Source organism: Novosphingobium sp. AAP83, from assembly GCF_001295795.1.
In the GTDB taxonomy this organism is placed as follows: Bacteria; Pseudomonadota; Alphaproteobacteria; order Sphingomonadales; family Sphingomonadaceae; genus Novosphingobium.
Genome location: NZ_LJHY01000017.1, coordinates 1 through 18,062, shown reverse-complemented (window position 1 = coordinate 18,062; position 18,062 = coordinate 1). Strand labels below are relative to the sequence as shown.

The 18,062-nt window shown below is 59.6% G+C and carries 13 protein-coding genes and 1 pseudogene; 4 read left to right on the top strand and 10 right to left on the bottom strand.

Features of this window, described 5'->3' with window-relative positions; genetic code table 11:
• Positions 1–34: 34 nt before the first annotated feature.
• From IP81_RS09675 to IP81_RS09645, 6 genes are all read right to left on the bottom strand, one after another.
• A complete protein-coding gene (locus IP81_RS09675) occupies positions 35–763 on the bottom strand; it encodes a restriction endonuclease subunit S (RefSeq protein WP_054107797.1) in 729 nt (242 codons plus the stop codon).
• Positions 760–2,349, bottom strand: a complete 1,590-nt coding sequence (locus tag IP81_RS09670; protein WP_054107796.1) for a class I SAM-dependent DNA methyltransferase — start codon at positions 2,347–2,349, stop codon at positions 760–762. Before IP81_RS09670 ends, IP81_RS09675 begins: the two co-directional genes overlap by 4 nt.
• 3 nt (positions 2,350–2,352) lie before the next feature.
• Complete coding sequence (locus IP81_RS09665) at positions 2,353–4,155, bottom strand: hypothetical protein (RefSeq protein ID WP_054107795.1); 1,803 nt, start codon at positions 4,153–4,155, stop codon at positions 2,353–2,355.
• Positions 4,155–4,415: a DUF4258 domain-containing protein gene (locus tag IP81_RS09660; RefSeq protein WP_157573154.1), complete on the bottom strand. Its 261-nt coding sequence runs from the start codon at positions 4,413–4,415 to the stop codon at positions 4,155–4,157. Before IP81_RS09660 ends, IP81_RS09665 begins: the two co-directional genes overlap by 1 nt.
• Before the next feature lie 537 nt (positions 4,416–4,952).
• Positions 4,953–8,423: a hypothetical protein gene (locus tag IP81_RS09655; RefSeq protein WP_157573153.1), complete on the bottom strand. Its 3,471-nt coding sequence runs from the start codon at positions 8,421–8,423 to the stop codon at positions 4,953–4,955.
• A gap of 78 nt (positions 8,424–8,501) precedes the next feature.
• Positions 8,502–9,917 (bottom strand): ATP-binding protein, encoded by a 1,416-nt coding sequence (locus IP81_RS09645; protein ID WP_054107791.1) that lies wholly within the window; start codon positions 9,915–9,917, stop codon positions 8,502–8,504.
• 354 nt (positions 9,918–10,271) lie between these two features.
• Here IP81_RS09645 and IP81_RS09640 point away from each other — a divergent pair, with 354 nt between their 5' ends.
• The 4 genes from IP81_RS09640 to IP81_RS09625 all read left to right on the top strand — a co-directional run bounded on the left by IP81_RS09640 (position 10,272) and on the right by IP81_RS09625 (position 15,177).
• Positions 10,272–11,354, top strand: a complete 1,083-nt coding sequence (locus IP81_RS09640) for a hypothetical protein (protein WP_054107790.1) — start codon at positions 10,272–10,274, stop codon at positions 11,352–11,354.
• Positions 11,354–12,262 carry a GSU2403 family nucleotidyltransferase fold protein gene (locus IP81_RS09635; protein WP_054107789.1) on the top strand — a complete coding sequence of 303 codons (909 nt, stop codon included), beginning with the start codon at positions 11,354–11,356 and terminating at the stop codon, positions 12,260–12,262. The genes IP81_RS09640 and IP81_RS09635 overlap by 1 nt, the downstream gene beginning before the upstream one ends.
• Positions 12,263–12,276: 14 nt before the next feature.
• A complete protein-coding gene (locus IP81_RS09630; protein WP_197274588.1) occupies positions 12,277–14,286 on the top strand; it encodes an LA2681 family HEPN domain-containing protein in 2,010 nt (669 codons plus the stop codon).
• Positions 14,287–14,655: 369 nt separating this feature from the next.
• Positions 14,656–15,177: a hypothetical protein gene (locus IP81_RS09625; RefSeq protein ID WP_231626337.1), complete on the top strand. Its 522-nt coding sequence runs from the start codon at positions 14,656–14,658 to the stop codon at positions 15,175–15,177.
• A 19-nt stretch (positions 15,178–15,196) separates the two neighbouring features.
• Here IP81_RS09625 and IP81_RS09620 read toward each other — a convergent pair whose 3' ends face one another.
• The 4 genes and pseudogenes from IP81_RS09620 to IP81_RS20895 form a co-directional block, all read right to left on the bottom strand.
• Positions 15,197–15,742 (bottom strand): hypothetical protein, encoded by a 546-nt coding sequence (locus tag IP81_RS09620; protein ID WP_054107786.1) that lies wholly within the window; start codon positions 15,740–15,742, stop codon positions 15,197–15,199.
• A 453-nt stretch (positions 15,743–16,195) separates the two neighbouring features.
• A complete protein-coding gene (locus IP81_RS09615; protein ID WP_054107785.1) occupies positions 16,196–16,456 on the bottom strand; it encodes a ribbon-helix-helix domain-containing protein in 261 nt (86 codons plus the stop codon).
• Entirely contained in the window at positions 16,453–17,142 is a 690-nt protein-coding gene (gene parA / locus IP81_RS09610) for a ParA family partition ATPase (protein ID WP_054107784.1), read from the bottom strand. Before parA ends, IP81_RS09615 begins: the two co-directional genes overlap by 4 nt.
• A gap of 74 nt (positions 17,143–17,216) precedes the next feature.
• Positions 17,217–18,062, bottom strand: a pseudogene (locus tag IP81_RS20895) (hypothetical protein); the annotation flags it as partial.

Here is an 18,062-nt window from a genome sequence, read left to right as displayed (position 1 = left end):
ATTGAATCAATCAATCGTTCCCACCGCAAGTGATTTAATAGGTCCTGAGCCTAGAAAAATCGAGCTCACCGTTCTTGATGTTTGTTGTATTCAAGAAGACGATCCCAGCGTCTTTTATATCGTCTCCGCTGGGATAGTTCGAGGAACGATCCCCATTTATCAATTCGGCGATTTCTGCCAATCTAGTTACGTTTATGCCGCCTAGTGCCAGTGGGTCGCCAAACATCTCATAAAAGATGGCCTGACCAAGGGCGTTGAGGCGGGAGAGGGCCTCGGCGCGCTTGCGTCGCAGCGCATCCGTTTGATCCAAGATCGCCGCAATCTGCCGTTGCTCCGGCAGGGGTGGGAGGGGGATTTGAAAATCGGCAAGCGCCTTCGGGCTAAGTCGTGGGAGATTTGCTCCCGACGACCTTGAGTTGGCGAAATCCACCATTCTTGGTTGGCGGAGGAAGTAAGCCAGATACCGCTTATCTAGGTCCGGCCCTACCTTCACCGGCAATATGTCTGTGCTGCATATCCCGGCAAAATCAGGCAAAGCGATCTTTGCCAAATAGGGGCGCAGTTTTCCGTAAAGCAGATGTTCTGGGCCAAACTGGAATTTCATGCTCGCAAGCTCGCCATTCGCGACGGGTTCAGACGAAATGATCCGTCCGCCACTTTCGATATGCTCGAGGCCGAGATATGGCGTCCCTGCGACTATCTTCTCGGGAGCGATCCCGTCGCGCTCTATCGCAGCGACTTCGCCAAGGCGTGCCAATTTCACGCCAGCATCTCCTCAAGCGCGGTCAGCCCCTTGGCGATCTCCGCCTCCAGATCGCGCAGTTCCTTGATGATAGCCTTGGGCGTATCGTGCTTCACCTCGGTATGAACCACTTCCTTGTAGCGGTTGAGCGACAGGTCATAACCCGCTAAAACGATGTCCGCCTTGGCCACCATGAAGCTTTGCGCGGTGCGTGGGCGGTCTGCCTCAGCCGCCTTGTCGTTCCAGCGCGCCAGCAGATCCGGCAGGTTGTTCTTCTCAAGCTCGCCATCCGTCAACGCGCGTTCGGGCGCGGGGCCGAGAAGGCCATCGTCCAGAAGCGGCGTGCGCTTGTCATCCAGTGACCAACCATCGGCCTGCATATCATAGTACCAGACGTGATCGGTGCCGCCTCTCCCGGTCTTGGTGAAAATCACAATTGCGGTAGAAACCCCCGCATAAGGTCGAAACACACCCGAAGGCAGCGAGATGACCGCGTCCAGCTTGTGATCTTCCACCAACAGGCGACGAATGGCCTTGTGCGCCTTGGACGATCCGAACAACACGCCATCGGGCACCACCACCGCCGCCCGGCCTCCGGTGGAAAGCAGGCGCAGGAACAGGGCGATAAACAGCAGTTCGGTCTTCTTGGTCTGCACCACCTTGAGCAGGTCCTTGGAACAGCTCTCGTTGTCCAGACTGCCGGCGAAGGGCGGGTTGGCGAGGATCAGGGAATACTTCCCGGCATCGTCGCTGCTACCCTCGGCCATGCTGTCACGATCGAAGATGCGCGGTTCCTCGATGCCGTGAAGCATCATGTTCATTGCGCCCAAGCGCAGCATGGTCTCATCGAAGTCATAGCCGGTGAAGGCGTGCTTCTCGAAGTGTTTGCGAGTCGTATCGGTGTGAAACAGGTCCGGGTGGTTCTGCCGCAGATACTCCGCCGCCATCATCAGGAAGCCCGCCGTGCCCGCCGCCGGGTCGCAGATCGTGTCAGTCGGCTTGGGCGCCATCATCCGTACCATGAGATCGATGATATGGCGCGGTGTGCGGAACTGGCCATTCTCCCCAGCGCTGGCGATTTGCGAGAGCAGGTATTCGTAGACATCGCCCTTGGTATCCCGGTCCTGCATCGGGATTTCGTCCAGCCCCTGCACAAGCTTGTCGAGCAACGCGGCCTTGTTGGACGAGAACGCGAGCCGCGCGCCCTTCATGTGGCCTGCCATCGTCGATTCCGCGCCGCCCAGCGTGCGCAGGAACGGCATAACGTGATCCGCCACGATTTCGTACATCCGTTCCGGCTTCTCGTTCTTGAAGCGGGACCAGCGCATCAGATCGTAAGGGCAGCCGTCAACGCCCTCGCCGGTTTGAGGGTCCTTGCGAAAACCGGGCGTCGCCAAGCCGTCAGTCCCTTCGGGAAAGATCACACGTGCGACCGGGCGATTGAGCGCCTGCGCCATCGCTTCCTCGCGCGTCTGGATTTCGTCCAGCCGCTTGATGAACAGCAGATAGGTCAGCAGTTCCACCCCCACCATCGGGTTGGACACGCCCCCTGACCACAGCGCATCGCGCAGCTTGTCGATCTGGCTTCTGATTGTGCCGGTGAGCATGGATTATTCCTCTTCGATCTCTGGCGGCAAATGCCACAGTTTGTGCCACAGCGCGCGGCGCGCCTGGCTCAGGTTGTTGATACGTCGCTCGATGTCAGTGCGCATTTCGTCCGCAAGGCGGAGTTCACTTGCCGCAAACTCGCAGTCTTCTGCGGATGGTATCGGGATCATCAGCGATCGCAACGCGCTGATCGGAAGGGTCCGCACCGTCGCACCGCCGCTCATGCTCTCGAGCTTCTCTCGAACCCACGGCGCAGTCAGCAAGGCGTTGAGAATCTCCGCTGAAGGGACGTGCGGGTTTGGCTTCCAGCGAATGATCGCCAAGCTCTGGGAGATGATCCACGGCTCTTCTGCCAGCATGGCATCCAGCCACCCATTCACATCAACGATGCCGATTATACCGACGTTGCCCTTGATGCTTGCGAGAATGTCACCCGCCGCAACCGTAACGCGTTCTACCGAAGCCTTCTGATCGATGCCAAAAGCCTGCTGGCGCTTAGGTTTGCAGACGAGACCATCGACAATGTCAGACGGCGCAATCTCGAGTGCGGTGATTGGCGGAGCCTCGTCCGGATCGCGCAAGGGAATCGGTGCCTTGCTGCGTTCAATCTCGGCGATGTCGGACAGGCAAACCTGCGGCTGCTCCCTCAGCACACTTTCGACCTGTGCCAGATGATCCGACCGAAGATAGCGCTCTGGCAGCAGGCTGTAGTTTGCCAACGCGAGTTCACCTGCGCTGATCACTTCGGTTCGGGATTCATCGCGCGGGTGGACGCCTTGGAATTGCTCCAGATGCCGTACGATGAGATTTTCCTGCGCACGACCGCTGCTGGTCTTCTCCATCGACCGGCCATCGACAACCCGGATGCCGCTAGCCGGTGAAGGCTCTAAGCGGAGCATGCTGGTCGATACGTTGCTGGCAGGCCAGAACATGCCAGATGGCAGACTGAGAACGGTAGTCGCGTACCGCTCGGTAAGGCCGCGCCGCAGATCAACTTCTTGCTTGCTCTCGCGGAATAGCATCCCGTCCGTGACGATAGTCGAGAATGATTTGGCTGCGTGCGGTGCCAACCGCTCAGCCTGATAGGCTTCGACCGGCATGCCTTTGGCAGGACCATCGGAGATTCGCAGGCCAATCGGTGGCATCGAAATGATATGATCGATGCGGCCAAACGGTGGGCTGCGATCTGGCATGTCCGCAATCGAGTACATAGGCTGATAAGTGCTATCGATAGGGTTGCGGCGATCGACTTTCAGTGTCCGGCAGGCCGCTCGGGCCATCAATGCCACGATAATGCCGATGTCGCGGTCCCCAGCATACAGCGTCACCTCACGATCGCCACTCAGGACCCACGCAAGAGTTGATGAGCTGGGAAAAAGACAGGCACACGAATCTGATATTGGAACATCGACTATGCGCGTGATGGCGCGCGCGAGCGGCAACGACAGATTGAAGCCAAACTGCATTTGCCGATCGTTCGTCAGGCAAGCTGCAAGTTCGGCGGTCCAGTCGATCGGGCCGTGGTTGGCTGAGCGCAAGAACTGGAGCCCTTGTGCAAGGACGTCCCAGTGGGCAGCCGACAGCCCTGGGTCTTCAAACCATTCAGCGGCAGCAGATAGCGCGTCGTGGTCGGACCGAGCGGCCAGTCGGTCCGCCATGCGTCGAAACAGGGGCTCGACCCGCTCTTCAATCCGGTCTTCATGCCACGCAACCAGAAGAGATGACGAAGCAAGCGCAACGTCTGGGCTGGCGAAACCGCGCATGAAGAACATCCGCGAGATCTGGTCGACGATCGTCCCCGACATCAGCGGCGCACCCGCCGCGACTTAGAAATGGGATAGGTGGTGATCAACTGACCACCAGCCTCAACCACTTCAAGCCCGCCTTTATCATGGGCGCGGATGGCAGCCGCTCTGGTCTGGTCAATGGCTGCGATCAGCTGCCGCAAGCCCTTACGATCCAGCCGACAACGGTCGCCCCGCCATTCGCCATGCTGAAGAGCTAGGTTGACGAGATCAGCAGTGATGCCGCGCTGGTTCATTCTGACGTCCATGTGAAGTGTCATCTTGGCCTCCTGCAGCGTAGATGTCACACGATAATCCCCACGTCAACGGATTATTTTGTGATACCTTCAGGTTCCATACCTGCCTCCCTGTCTCAAAATCGACTGCTTCCTGTGCACGCAGCATATCTCCCGCCCTCGATTCGCCCGTTGCCGCTGCCCGCAAGGCCGCATTTCTAACCTCGGATTATCCGGTCTAAGCCTGACCAGAATTAACACTGGAGGCGGGGGCAACGAGCGACAAGCCTGGGGACAGTCGGGGCTTAGGGGCAGATACAAGGGAAGCTACTGCTCGTTCAGCCGCGCCAGACCGACGTTCTAAACCGCAGCTCTTGGGACACTGCGGAACGGCAGCTTCACGGCGACGAAACCGTATAGCCAAAATTCGGATGCGTCGGCGTCGGCTTCCAGCACCGCCCCATGTCGGTCACTCGGCTTGGAATGTTCGATCCCCAATTGCCGACAGTCCGTTATCGGGCGATCATTGTGAAATTTCTTCCGGTGCTAATTTAGCTTCCGTATTCGAGGGCGAAATCCCATTCATTTAAGGACAGCTAGTCTCGCCTGCAATCCCATCGCGGCAGGCACCTGAGCCGCCACCAGTTTGGCCACTATCTCGATGACAGCATCACGCACCAATTGCTGTCTCAGCAGAACGTCGCCATGGTTCGTCAGAACGCAATCCATCAATTCAGCGACAGTGTTGGCATTGCCAGACCGATAGAATCGATCAGATGCATTCATAGCGTGACGGACCCAGCAAACGCCCTCAAGTCGCATATGCCGTCCCGCTTCGGTAGTCAGAAAGTAGCAGAAAGTCTCGAGTTCATCCTCGTCACGCGCCATGTCGCTTTGGGCCCAACGCCGATAATAATCGGTGAGTTCGGAAAGCCGCGCGCGGATTCCATTCTCCTGGCTGAGCGCAGCGTGGGAATGGAGCCCCAAAAGCTTCACAATCATCTGGCGTCCGCGATACCATCGGCGACCGGACGTCCAGTCCGCCGCGAAGGCCGTATCGAGCATGGCTTTCCAAATCGTCATAAAACGATCGACATCCTGCGGTTTGAATGGAAGCAAGAACCAGCAAGCAGCGAGTTGCTCGGTCGCATGATACCCGTTCGGTCCGATCGCCAGAATGGCCTTCCAAAGTGGTCTTTCGTCATCCGCCACTCGGGCCATTACGAAGGTAGGCGCGATACGCAGGATCGCATATCCGAGACCACTGGGAAGATCATATTCTTCGTCATCACTGTCATCATCGCCGGCGTCACCGTCGCGCTCACCCTCCATGCGCCACGCTTCAAATGCCCAAAGATCGTACAGCAACTGATGATTTTCCGGATCAAGCGCGAGCGTGCTGTCATTTTCATGGTCGAGCAACCACGCATATCCGACTTCGAGAATGTGGCTGCTCAGGCCAGCAAAACGTCGCGACTTGCCGCGCAGGCGGGTAGGCCGATGGGCGTGTAGGCGAGCGCGTCGGCGCTCCAGCAAGCGCTCTGCGCGCCGAGCGATATTCGCGGGATCGACCGCTGCGATCGTGGCATTGGTCGCGAAAATGGGCTGCAATCGCAACCGAACAAGCCAGCGTTCCCAGATCCCGGCCCGATCCTCCTCACCGTATCGCGGCGTCAGCCGATCCAGCGCCGCGACGAGCAAAAGCACGAAGTTCAGTCGGTACCAAGCCGGCCCCAACTCTTCTCGGTGCTGGTAGGCTGTCGCCATCAGCGTGTTGATCGCGCCGCGGTCTCTGCTCGACAGAATTTGGACCAAGGTCGCATCCCAGTCGCTCGAATTTTCTGCCGCCAGGGCTGCGTTGAACGCGCCTATCGCCGCAAAGCTCAACGCCTCGTCGCCAGAGATACGATCTTGCTGATCGTCACCTGCCGACGCCCGTTCGATGATGTGCTTGATGAGATTGAGCGCGCGCGCCTTTGCTGGTCCTTGCGCTTTGAGCCACTCACCGCCCCGGGCCACCAACGTCGCGGCCGCGGCTGTTATCATGGTTCGAGACTCTGCTTCTTCCATTACCGGATCATTGATCTGCTTCGGCAATAGGTCGGCGAGATAGTCGCAATCCGCTTCCGCGACCGCACCAGTTTGTGCCAGTATCTTGCGGCATTGGTACGGCAGGGTGAGCGGCTGCAATTTCGTATTGGCTGCAGCCTGATACGCGATCAGGTCCGTCTGCAAGTCGTCCGGATAAATGACCCGCGATACCGGCTCACCGCTTGTCTCATCAACAATCTGCTGCCGATTGGCAGGGTCGAATTCGCTCAGTAGCATGCGCTGCTCGAGCCGCTCCTTCTCATCCTCGGGGATAGGCCATAAGGCGGTGCGGGAGCGCAAATCCGCGGCAAAACCGGCGTCCTGCGCCGCAAGGTCACCGACAATCGCCCTCAGATCGACCTTCCGGTGCGGCGCAAGAACCCAGTCCCGCGCCATGTTGAAGATCGTGTTACCGGTCCGATACCAAGAGAATGTGTCGAAGTTGAAGCCGATATTCTTAACCCGTCCGTGATCCCACCAATACAAATCTTCGAGCCCGATAAGGGGCCTCAGCGGTCCTCGAAACAGGGCCGGTTGGTGTTTGCCCACATTGACAAGTACGCCGAGGATGCCCGTCGATCCTTCCAGGTCGAGCAACCGCTCGCACCACGGCCCGATATCCTCGCCAGCATCGATCTTGAGAACCAGCCACCGCTCAAGCGCGTCTAGCGCGCTGAAGAGCTGGCCGCTGGAGTTCGAATTATGTTGCGACCACCCGAAATGGGACCAGGTGCCGGGAAAAGTTCGAACGACGGAGCCCGAAATCGGAACCGTCAATGCTGGCATCTTGGCATCCTTGGGCGCCTGCGAGAACCAGCGGGCCACAACAAAATCGAGGAGTTGCTTAAGCGCCGCCAAAGCTGCCTCAGGCTGGGCGGTCAAATACGCGAAGAACGGACTTTTCCAAAAGGCCGTCGGGTAGCTGTCATTCTCATATTCCAGCCCGAAGGACTCATCGATGCGCAGCGAGCTGCCATATTCGGTATGAGGCTGATCTTCGATAATGCAGGCGAGCAGCACCTCCGTCGCGACAGCCGTATCGGTATTCATGAGCGGCACCAGGCCATTGGCTTTGAGCACCGCATCGCGAAAAGCATCGATCAGCCGCGCATTGGGGCCCAGCGGCCAGGGCGGCAATTCCCGCCGACTTGATATGAAGGTGGGGGGCGGCGGAGCCCGCCGCCGCGGTGGGCTTGCCTTCTCCCGCGCACGACTCTCTGCTCGGTCCTCGGCGCGCAGGCTGTCGACCCGGGTCTGCGTTGCCTCGGCCATCGGGCGGCGTTGGGCCATTTCTAGCGCAAACGCAGCGACCTCTTTCGGCAAGTCGGGCGCACCGAGGAGCGCGGTCCCGAAGATAAGCTTGCCGGTATCGCCGCCCCCATGAAACTGGCGTGCCGTGCTGATGATCTGCTCGGTTCGCGCCGTCTCCAGCGCAACTGTCGCCATGACGTCCCGGAGCGGCATTGGCTGGTCGCCCAGCATGGTCGGCAAGGACCCAAGCCAAGCCTTGCACACGCGCGCTACAATCGGCGCACCAAGCGATCCGACACGCTCAGCATGAACGTGCAGAAAGCGCCCCATAGGCCCCCAGCGTTCGAGGATCGGAAAGCGCATGTCGGCTTCGAGATAGATGCGCAGGCTGCTTTCCACTGCAATATGGCTGGGTATGCTGGGGACTGTCGCGACATGTAGGAAACGGTGCAGCAGTCGCTTGAACAATGCCCCATCATTGGCAAATAGCAGCTCAATCCGGTTTTCAAGGTGATGATCGAGGCGGGCATCGAGGCACAGAGCATCGAGCAGAATGTCGCTCGCCTCGACATTGCTTGCTGCGGTCACCTGTTCAAACGCATGGTCCCACCCCCCATGAGCCTGGTCCGGCTGGGACAGCAGAAACTGACCAAGCAAGCGCAGCGCCGAAATCCAGAGAGGCTGAGGCGCCAGCGCGGCCCACTCCCCCACATCGTCGGCGATTTCCTTCAGGCGCTGATACCGTGCCCAATCCGAGGCGAGATCGTGGCCAAATTCTAGGCGATTGCGTTAATTGACCTGGAGGGGCAACTCGTTAGAGCGCAGATCGAACGCGGCGAGATCGCCAGTTGCGAGGTCGCTGATTGCGAAGCTCCGTTCGAACGCCGCATCCCGTATCGCCAATTGTACAAGGAGCCGTTGGAGCTGGGTTGTCGCAGCCCCGCTGGTCCAACGTGTCCATAGACGATCGGCGATTTCGGCAGTCGAGGTCGGAGCGTCGGTAGCGTCTTCGCGGAATGAGGATTCGGCGGTGACCACCCAGCCGAGCGTTTTGAGATTGGCAAAGAGCGGCAGGATGGCCGGATCATTGGCGATCCAGGCAAGTTGCGGGACGCTGCGCAGGGCTCCGCGGATAGCGGCGGCTGATAGGGCCGGCACAGCCTGAACAGGGGCATCGGCAAGCGAGACATTTGCGCGAAGCTGATTTTCAAACCCCGACTGTGTGATGAGGACGACACGCCACGCACTGTTCGTGGCGCGAAGCGACAGCAGCGCCGTAAGCTTGCCGAGACTGGCGCTATCAAGTCGCTCGAGAGAATCGAGAATTAGAATCTTATCGTCGCCCGGACTACGATCGAGGATGAGGCCGAGCTCTTGATCTAGTCCGATCGCCGAGCGACCCGCCGCGTTCAATGCAGCGCGCAGCGTATCAGGCCCAAGCCAGATGTGGGTTGCACCGAAGAACTCCTGTTCCAGAAAACGGGCGACCAATGCCGATTTGCCCGTGCCGGATTCGCCTATGACGATGCACACTCGCGATGCGCGCAGCCGGTGCGACAGTCCCGCCGTTTCACGTTGCCGATCAACAACATGACCGTTAGGAAGGGCGACCTCGATTGTGGCGCGCTGGTCGATCGATAGATTGCGTAGCGAGAGCCAGGACGCCGCTATGCTGGGGTGTGCCTTCAATCCGAAACGGGTGGAGAGGTCGCCGAGTAATCGTGGCAACCGAATGATGCCGCTTCCCAGGCGCGCGCTCTCGGCAGTCTGGACCAGCGCTTCCCACAACGCATCCGCGTTGTTCTGCGTTTCAGAAACCAGCGCCGTCCGGCAGCGCTGCTTGGCCTGCTCCAGGTTGGTTGAGGGGCTCAACTGAAAATCGAGCGGATAGAGATGAAGCCTGGCGATCAGCGCCAAGGTCTCCGCCTCGTCCGGCGGAGACCCGTTTTCGTCTCCTGGCTCATGCACCGAGTCGAAGATTTTGCGGTGCTTTTGGCTGGCGTTGATCCGTCCCATGGCCAGCGCCGGGGCCGGATCGTCACACCATGTCTTGAGGTCTGACCAGATCGCGTCGAACGCTGTGTTGCGTCCGCGGGTTACAAGCCCGATGTGATCGGTCGAAGCGTTGAATGGCGACGGTGCCCGCCACAGCGCCCATGAAGCCTCGATGAAGTCTCTCGGCAATCCCGATGCCGTCACCTGCACGTTGCTCTTGCAAGAGAGCGCAAGATGGCGTGCTTTTCCGTCCGGACCCGATCCCACGCAGACAAGGTCATCGATTATCCAACCCAACGCCCCGGCTTGCGACAGGATTTCTCGACCCGGAACTTCTATTCCGGGTACAGGCAGAGAACGAACCGGGTAAGAAGGTCGGCGGCAGCAAGGTCTTCGAACGCAAAACCTGGGCCCGCAGTGGAGCGGGTTGTAGCGACCTTGCCGCGTTTGCCTGCCTTCGACACAAATGCCATGGTCTAGATATAGGCTAAATTTGGTGCACAGCAAATATGGACGTTTCGCGATATATTCGCTAAAGGAAGCAAATTTGCTGGGCAGTGAATGATGGATGAGTTTGAAATTAGCGAGGATGAGCTACTCCGCTCCCTCATCGAAACGATCGGCAACCTGCCGCATTCTCATGTCTTGGGCACCGACCATCAGCGCCGGTCTGGAAATCATCAGATCGATGTCTTTATCGATTTGGAAATCGCAGGGAAACCTCTACGACTGCTTGTTGAAGCGAAGCGCGAGGCCTTTCCCCGTGATGTTCGCGAGTTGCTATGGCAATTCCGAAACTACCTCGCGCATGCGAATACTGATGGCAGAGAGATCATCCCGTTCCTGGCCGCCCGAGCCATCTCCCGCGGTGCCCGCGACCTCCTCCGCCAGGAAGGTGTCGGCTTCTATGACCTGAGCGGATCGCTCTTTATCCCGAGCACCGCGCTCTACATTCTTATTGATCGACCCTCATCGAAACGATCACGCCGCATCCAGTCGCTTCTTGAGGGCCAGAAGGCGCGCACCATCATAACCTTGTTCAATCACCGCGACGAATGGATCGGTGTCAAGGAGCTGGCCGAGCTCGCCGAGGTGTCCCCTGCCACGGCATCGGCGACCCTCAGCGAGATGGAGCGGCGCGAATGGCTCGATGTAGAAGGCACCGGCCCGGCGAAAGTCCGCCGTTTGCGCAATCCGACACCACTGCTGGAAGAATGGTCGCGTTACGCCGCCGAGCAAAAGCCACCGAAAATTGCGCGCTACTTTGTGCCCTGCCGGGACACTGATGCGCTTTGCCGCCGCCTCGATGAAAGCTGCCGTGCGAACGGCCTCGCATATGCGGTAACGGGCGAGGCAGCGGGACAGCATTACGCACCTTATCTCAGTTCGATCTCGCAAGTCCGCTGCCGTATGCCACCTGGCCGGCAGCGTGATCTCGTGCTCAGCGAAATAGGAGCGCGTTCGGTCAGCGAAGGTTGGAACCTTGGCGTGCTACAGACCAGGAGCCCCAATGATATTATGGTCGGTGACCACAGCACCGGCATAGATTTCGCTCCCGCCTTGCAGGTCTACGTCGATCTGTTGCAGGGTTCCGGCAGATCGAAGGAGATGGCCAGCCATCTCCGCGGTGAAAAATTGCGCGCCTGATGACCAAACCAAAGACCATCGGCGGTTATACCCAACCCGTGACTGAAGCGTGCGAAAGGGTGCTCGTAACCTTGCTTCGCAACCTTGGGCCCTGGCGGAACTCGGTCTTCCTGGTTGGAGGCCTTGCACCGCGCTACCTGATCAAAGCACGCCCCCCTGCGGTTCCAGCTCATGCCGGGACTGGTGACGTCGACGTCGTCGTCGATATAGCGATGCTCGCCGATACCGAGGCATACCGCACGCTAGAGGAAAATCTGCGAGCCATGGGTTTTGAGCGCGCGATCAACGACCGCGGTGTCAAGCAGTCATGGCGCTGGAAAGCGGTCGTCGACGGCGGCAGCATGATTCTCGAATTTCTGGCCGACGATCCCGATCTGCGAGGCGGACGTGTCCAAGAGCTGCCAACTGAAGGCGGCGTCTCGGCGGTTAACATCCCCCATGCCTCTATGGTGTTTGACCTGCACGAATCGGTCGAGATCACGGCCGAGCTGCTCGACGGCAACGGCCAAGCAACCGAGACGGTTCGCTACGCCGACATCGTCAGCTTTGTCTGCCTCAAAGCCTTTGCCTTTGACGACCGGTTCGAGCGCAAAGATGCTCATGACATCGTTTACTGCCTCGAACATTATGAGGGCGGCGTTGACGCCGCGCGCAACGCATTCGCGCAAGCCTTGGACACATCACATCGAGACGTCATACGCGATGCACTGTCTCGCCTCGCCCAGCGCTTCTGTGATCCGGACACGCCTGATGCTGCCTACCGCAAGGACGGTCCTGTCGCGGTTGCCCGGTTCGAGGATGACGACGTCGCCGTCGAAGAGGATGAAGAACTAGCCAACCAGCGGATGTTGCGACAGCGGGGCGCTGCAGCGATCGTCACAGCGCTGATTCTGCCGCTCCTCGGCTGATGACGCACCCTGCCGTGAACGACGCGGTTATCCTGGTAAATGCCAGACTGTTTCGTGCTGCGTTGGACCGTGTTGATCCGCTTGTCTGGCAGCGTGTCACCGTAACGAACTTCCCGAAAGGGGCGTGCGGCCATGCGAGCGAATTGCTCGGCCGGTATCTGCGCGACCGTCTCGGGGTCGAGCCACTTTACGTTGTGAGAGACAATGATGAGCCGGACGGTTCTTGGCGAGGTGGGCATGCCTGGCTCGAACTTAACGGACTCACCATAGACATCACCGGCGATCAATTTGGCTGGGAGCCCGTCATTGTATCGCGATCTTCCGCACGCCATGGCGAAGGCCAGCCAAATTTGCGACAGGCGCTGACGGCAGACCCGCAGTGGTGGGGCCTATATGCAGCGCCCGTCTATGCGGCGGTCGAGGCCATTATGGCGCGTGACGCGAAGGGCGAATATCGCATGTCGAACGATGACCTCGAGCAGTTCATGCGGCCACCGCTAAAACGCATGTCGGATGACGAAGCGCTAGAGAGTGTCGGGACATTGATCGATCTCGCGACCGCTCTCAGTTCCGAACCAGCCGTCACGCGCAGCTTCGAGCAATTGCGCTCGATTGAACGCCGCGACTTGACGCCCGCTAATCGCGCCATCCTGCACTATTATAGGGCTAATGCGTGGGGAGCGAAGCGCGCAGTCACGGCCGTGCCGGGGCCACGCGAGTGGGAGCAGCCCAACCGTGAGAAGCAAATCTTCGAGTTGTTGTGCGCGAGCTATCGTACAGGTTTCGATGACCTCGATCCCGTGCGGCAGTGTCAGGTTCTCACTAATCTCGGCATTCAGCTGAACGAGGTCGGCAGGTTCGTCGAGGCTATCGAGATATGGGATCGAGCGCTCGCCATCCTCCCCAATTTCGCGATGGCGCTCGGAAGCCGCGGGACAGGCCTCAAGCATTACGCTCTGGCAAGCGCCGATCGCTATGCTCTGGAAATCCTGCTTCTTTACGCCGAGCGCTCCTTCATGGCGACGACTGCGCCGGGAACCCTATGGGATGCGCCCTATCCGCCATCAATCCGACGCTATTTTAAACAACGGGGCCAGGAAATCGCCGATCGCCTCGATCTCGAGGCCATAGCGCGCGACTTCGATCCCGAGCGGACTAACCTTGGTCGGAGCGGAGCAGAGCGGGCGTATCGAGCCTGGTGTCTCAAAAGGCGGCTTTTCCTTAACCCCCTCAATGATGTCGTAGATGCCCCCGTCGCGGCGGAAGACTATCTGATGCTTCCGCCACTGACCGTGTCGCATGATACGAGCGGCATGCCGCCCGTCATCGGCCTCTTCAATCAGATGAAGCAGGAGTTCGCGTTTGCACGGCTGATGTTGTTCGAAAGCGTTTCGGAGGGTGGCGAGGACCGCGTACATTTCGCCGACCGGCGGGTTCGGCTTTTCAACACGCTAGATTATCCAAGCTATTCGATGGCTACCGAGAAGATGCGCACCGCCTTCCGCCTGGCCTATGGCCTGCTCGATAAGGTCGGCTATTTCATCAACGATTACTGGAACCTTGGCACTCCCGTTCATCGCGTCGGCTTTCGGTCAGTGTGGTATACCGACGGCGATCTCCGGTTGGGATTGCAGGACCGCTTTGCCACTTACGAGAATTGGCCACTCCTAGGCTTGTTTTGGCTGTCGAAGGATCTTTTTGAGGAGAAGATGCAGCAGGCCACCAATCCCGATGCGCGCGAATTATTCATTTTGCGCAACCATCTGGAGCATAAATATCTGCACATCACACAAGGCTGGGCTTCGACCAATTCCGCCGAACGGTCGACAGGCGATCTCGGTATCACGATCGGAAGCGACGCGTTCGGCGCCAAAGCACTCAGACTTCTTAAACTCGCCCGCGCCGCCATGATCTATCTTGCACTAGCGGTCCATCGCGAAGAACGGCTGAAAAGCGACGGGCGCGAGCCAACTATCGTTATGCAAATGCCGCTCACCCATTTCGAGGACCGCTGGAAGCGCTAGCCCGCCGAGACAGTGCTCGAACATCTTCTGGTGCGAGGAAATACGATCAGAATGACCGATCCAAGAGAGGAGTACAAGCCAAAGGGGACGGACTGCTGCGCTTCAGCAGGCCTAACTTTAAATCCAAGCGTAGCTCAGATCCTTTTTCCATAGCAGAGAGCGGACACTATGCTTCACCGCGTAGGTGAGGCATTCAGACGGAGGGCGCCGCCACTCTGCAGCCAATCAGATTATATCTCGACTAAGGCGCTTAGCTGAGAGTTACCGACGATTTGGCGTTTGACAAGTTTGACCTGGAGACCCCATCTGTCCTTTGTCCTAGGACAGCGGACAGGTAGGGCCTATATGAAGAGCCAAGACATCGTCATCATGCTCAAGCTGGTGAGCTTGGAAGACCAGATCAAGGATGGTCAACTCGATGTATCGACGATCTCGGATCCGTTCGCATTGCGCAGTCTTGAAGGCGAACTGGGCATCAGCAAAACCGAGATCAGCGCATCGATCCGGCGCAGTGTCGCGTCTAATCTCGCAATCAAATCCAGTGCTCGTGCGAAGGTGAACCGACGCAATCTCATCGAATTCGTCCAGCACGGGCTGAAATACGTTTTCCCCGCGAAGCCGGGCGCACCGCAGCGCGGCGTCGCTACGGGCTTTGCCGCGCCTATGCTGGAAGGTAAACTCGTAAGCTCCGGTGCCGACATCTATGTCTGGCCCCATCCCGAAGGAAGCCGGAGAGGTCTTTCAATCGCACCATTGTTCAAATCTGTCCCCGACGCAGTACTCAAAGACGCCCGACTCTACGAATTTCTGGCACTGGTCGATGCAATCAGAACCGGCAATCAGCGCGAAGCGAGTCTTGCCCAACGCAGCTTTGAGGAACGGATGGCATAGACGGATCCGCTGGTCCTCCTCATTGGGGGGTACCACTAGTAATGCTCGCGAGGTTCCGCAGCACGTCAACCTGCTTATCCCGGTCTGCCAACAGCCGCTCGCGCCCGCCTCTCACGCGGTCACCGAAGCTGAGCCTCGCCTGCCTGAACAGATCGAACAGGGCGGCGCATGTAATCGGATCCTGACGCCATTCCGACATGGCGAGTTGGAGCAGGCTTTCGAAAAGGAAGGCGCGCTCGTCGTCGGATGCGGTGGCCAGTGCTGCGCGGATCATCCATGCGGGTGCGACACGCAACTCGATCGTGGCTGCCTGCCAGAGCAGGAACATGATCAGGGGGACCGTAAACAGAAAGCCGATGTAGCCCGAGCGAACGGGATCTTCGGCGAATAGCCACGTTGCCAGTATGACCGAGCATGTTAGGGAACCGGCAGTCAAAGCAGTGGCGGCAAGAATTCCGGTCCAGCGCCAATGACGGATGGCTGAGAATACGATCCGCTCGATCGGGGTTGTGTTCGGAAGCGCGATATAGCGCAGGCCGGACGCGGTGCGTTGGTTGTTGGTCATGATGGGCCTTTCAAAACGATGGAGTGGGACAAGCGCCTCGAGCCACCAAATCAGCGCTGAAGCATCTACCAAGGATCGAACCCGCTGCCGGTGGACCCAGGCGTATGATGATCATGGCTGTGATGGACATGTTGGTCGTCCCAACGATCCAGATTCTGACCGAAGGGATTACCGCCGACGTCGACACCGCCGATTCCCGGTCCGGTCATGGGGAGCCCAGTGACAGGGTTGATGGAGACACCTTCGTCAGGGGAGGGTCGCGGCGGGTCGCTTGATACTGCGAATAGATCGGTCAGCCATTGAAACAATCGCATCGGTTTCTCCTGTTGTTGAAGGGCTTCGGCGGTTCGATTGCGCTGGCGCGGCCCTCATGTTCACACGTTCACATGCGCACAGGCACACATGCCCACATCGCCGCATCCCCCTTTTCTCCCCTTCCGGCGAAGAGGTCGTCTATCGCCCGATTGGGCTCTCGCCGTACTTGCGCAGGACGTCGTCGAAGGCTTCGGCCATCAGGTCCTGGAGGCTGAGACCGTTGCGCCGGGCGCAGGTGTGCAGGGCGAGCGATAGCTCGGGCGAGAAGTAGCCTGAGATCGCCTTGCGACCGACGCGGCTTGGCGGTGTCGGGATCTGGGCGACAGGCGATGCCGGTGCGGTCTGGACCGCCGCGTCATTCTTGGGCTGGTGATCGGCAAGATTGGCGAAACGGTTCATGCGGTCTTCCTCTGCTGTGCCGGGGTCTGTGGGCGCTTGGACATGTGGAGTTGCTCACATGTCCACATGTGAAGCTGTTCGATCTCGCTGGCCGCTTTTCCGCCAGGATCGAGCTCGAACACGGTCTGCCCGCCCGCGACCGCATGACGATAGGCGGCGCGGTCCGGCAGAACGATGGGACACGTCTGACCGCCGAACCCTGCCACCAACTCGCGGGCATCGGCATAGATGTGCGGCGCAGTTGGCGGCCCGGCGGTGAATACAACAAAAGCAGGGCGGGACAGTAGCTCGACCAGACACAGCGTTGTGCGCATGGCCGCGAGGTCGAAGGCGCTGGGTCGGCAGGGGATCAGCACCAGATCGGCACACTCGGCTGCCTTGCTGGCGGCAAGGTCGGCATGTGGCGGGGTGTCGATCACGATGAGCTCGGCACCCTGCTGCGCTGCCGCCGCGATTTTTGCCGGGATGCGCGGCGTAGCGCTGTCGATCACCTCGGGAGGCGCGCCTTGCCGCCACTCTGCCCATTGCGAGGCGCTGGCCTGCGGGTCAGTATCGATCAGCAGGCTGACCCGCCCTGCACGGGTAGCAGCCGCGGCGAGATGAATGGCGAGGGTGGTTTTTCCAGCGCCACCCTTTTGACTGATGATGGCGACGGCTCGGGTGCGGGCATGTGAAGGCGTGGTCATGTGGATACGTCCTCATGTTCACATGTGGGCATGTGAGGGTGTGCGATTGTGGGCATGTGCGGGTGCCGACATGGTCAGCGTCCTCGCTCGAGGTCGCGCTCTCGCTCGAGTTGGCGCTCTCGGTCTATCTCCCGCTCGCCGGAGCCCCGTCCGCGTTCGCTGCGGTAGAGGGGCTTTTCGAGCGTGATGTCGCGCTCCTTGTTGGTCAGCACCGCGAGCGCGAACTCTGGGCCAAGCTTTTCAGCGAGCTTTTTCAGGTCCTCGGACATGGCCGCAACCTCTTGCTGATTTGGACGGTCCCCGTTCGTATCCCCGCGGGCGGTTTCGAGTGCGCTGGTCTTGGCGCCGGAGCGGGTTTCGACCTGCCGTTCGACCCGGTCGGGGTTGTCGGTGACGAGCGTCGCGTTCTCCGCAATCCGGGTCACCGCGACCAGGAACGAGGCCGAGGTGTTGAGCATCCGCTCGCGCTCGGACATCATGATGATGCCGTTCTGGGCGGTCATCCCCTGCGCGACATGGACGTTGATGGCGTAAGCAAGATCGAGCCGCTCGAGCATCGGATCACCGCGCGCAAGATCGTGGAGCTTGCCGTCGCTGGTCGTCACGGTGATGGTGTCGCCATCGATCCGCGCGACATGGGCGATGTCGCCATTGAGCAGCCCCCGCGCGCCATCCTTAGCGGTCCAGCGGATGCGGTCGCCTTGGTGGAGGGCAATCTCCTTGCGCTCGAAGATGGTGACCGCGTCGTGCTTGAGATTGCGGGGAAGGCGGTCCGGATCGAAACGCCGGACTTCGCCATTGGGCATGGCTAGCTCGACCTTACCGTCCTTGACGCCGATGACCGTTCCCCGCTCACCGCGGGCAAAACCCTGTCTGGTCAGGTTGGCCTCGAAGGCAACGACGCGCCCCTCCTTATAGCC

Excerpts from the sequence above, each read along its gene's own strand:
- IP81_RS09670 (WP_054107796.1), bottom strand. The coding sequence starts at position 2,349 with ATGCTCACCGGCACAATCAGAAGCCAGATCGACAAGCTGCGCGATGCG.
- IP81_RS09665 (WP_054107795.1), bottom strand. The coding sequence starts at position 4,155 with ATGTCGGGGACGATCGTCGACCAGATCTCGCGGATGTTCTTCATGCGC.
- IP81_RS09660 (WP_157573154.1), bottom strand. The coding sequence starts at position 4,415 with ATGACACTTCACATGGACGTCAGAATGAACCAGCGCGGCATCACTGCT.
- IP81_RS09640 (WP_054107790.1), top strand. The coding sequence starts at position 10,272 with ATGGATGAGTTTGAAATTAGCGAGGATGAGCTACTCCGCTCCCTCATC.
- IP81_RS09635 (WP_054107789.1), top strand. The coding sequence starts at position 11,354 with ATGACCAAACCAAAGACCATCGGCGGTTATACCCAACCCGTGACTGAA.
- IP81_RS09625 (WP_231626337.1), top strand. The coding sequence starts at position 14,656 with ATGCTCAAGCTGGTGAGCTTGGAAGACCAGATCAAGGATGGTCAACTC.
- IP81_RS09620 (WP_054107786.1), bottom strand. The coding sequence starts at position 15,742 with ATGACCAACAACCAACGCACCGCGTCCGGCCTGCGCTATATCGCGCTT.
- IP81_RS09615 (WP_054107785.1), bottom strand. The coding sequence starts at position 16,456 with ATGAACCGTTTCGCCAATCTTGCCGATCACCAGCCCAAGAATGACGCG.
- parA (WP_054107784.1), bottom strand. The coding sequence starts at position 17,142 with ATGACCACGCCTTCACATGCCCGCACCCGAGCCGTCGCCATCATCAGT.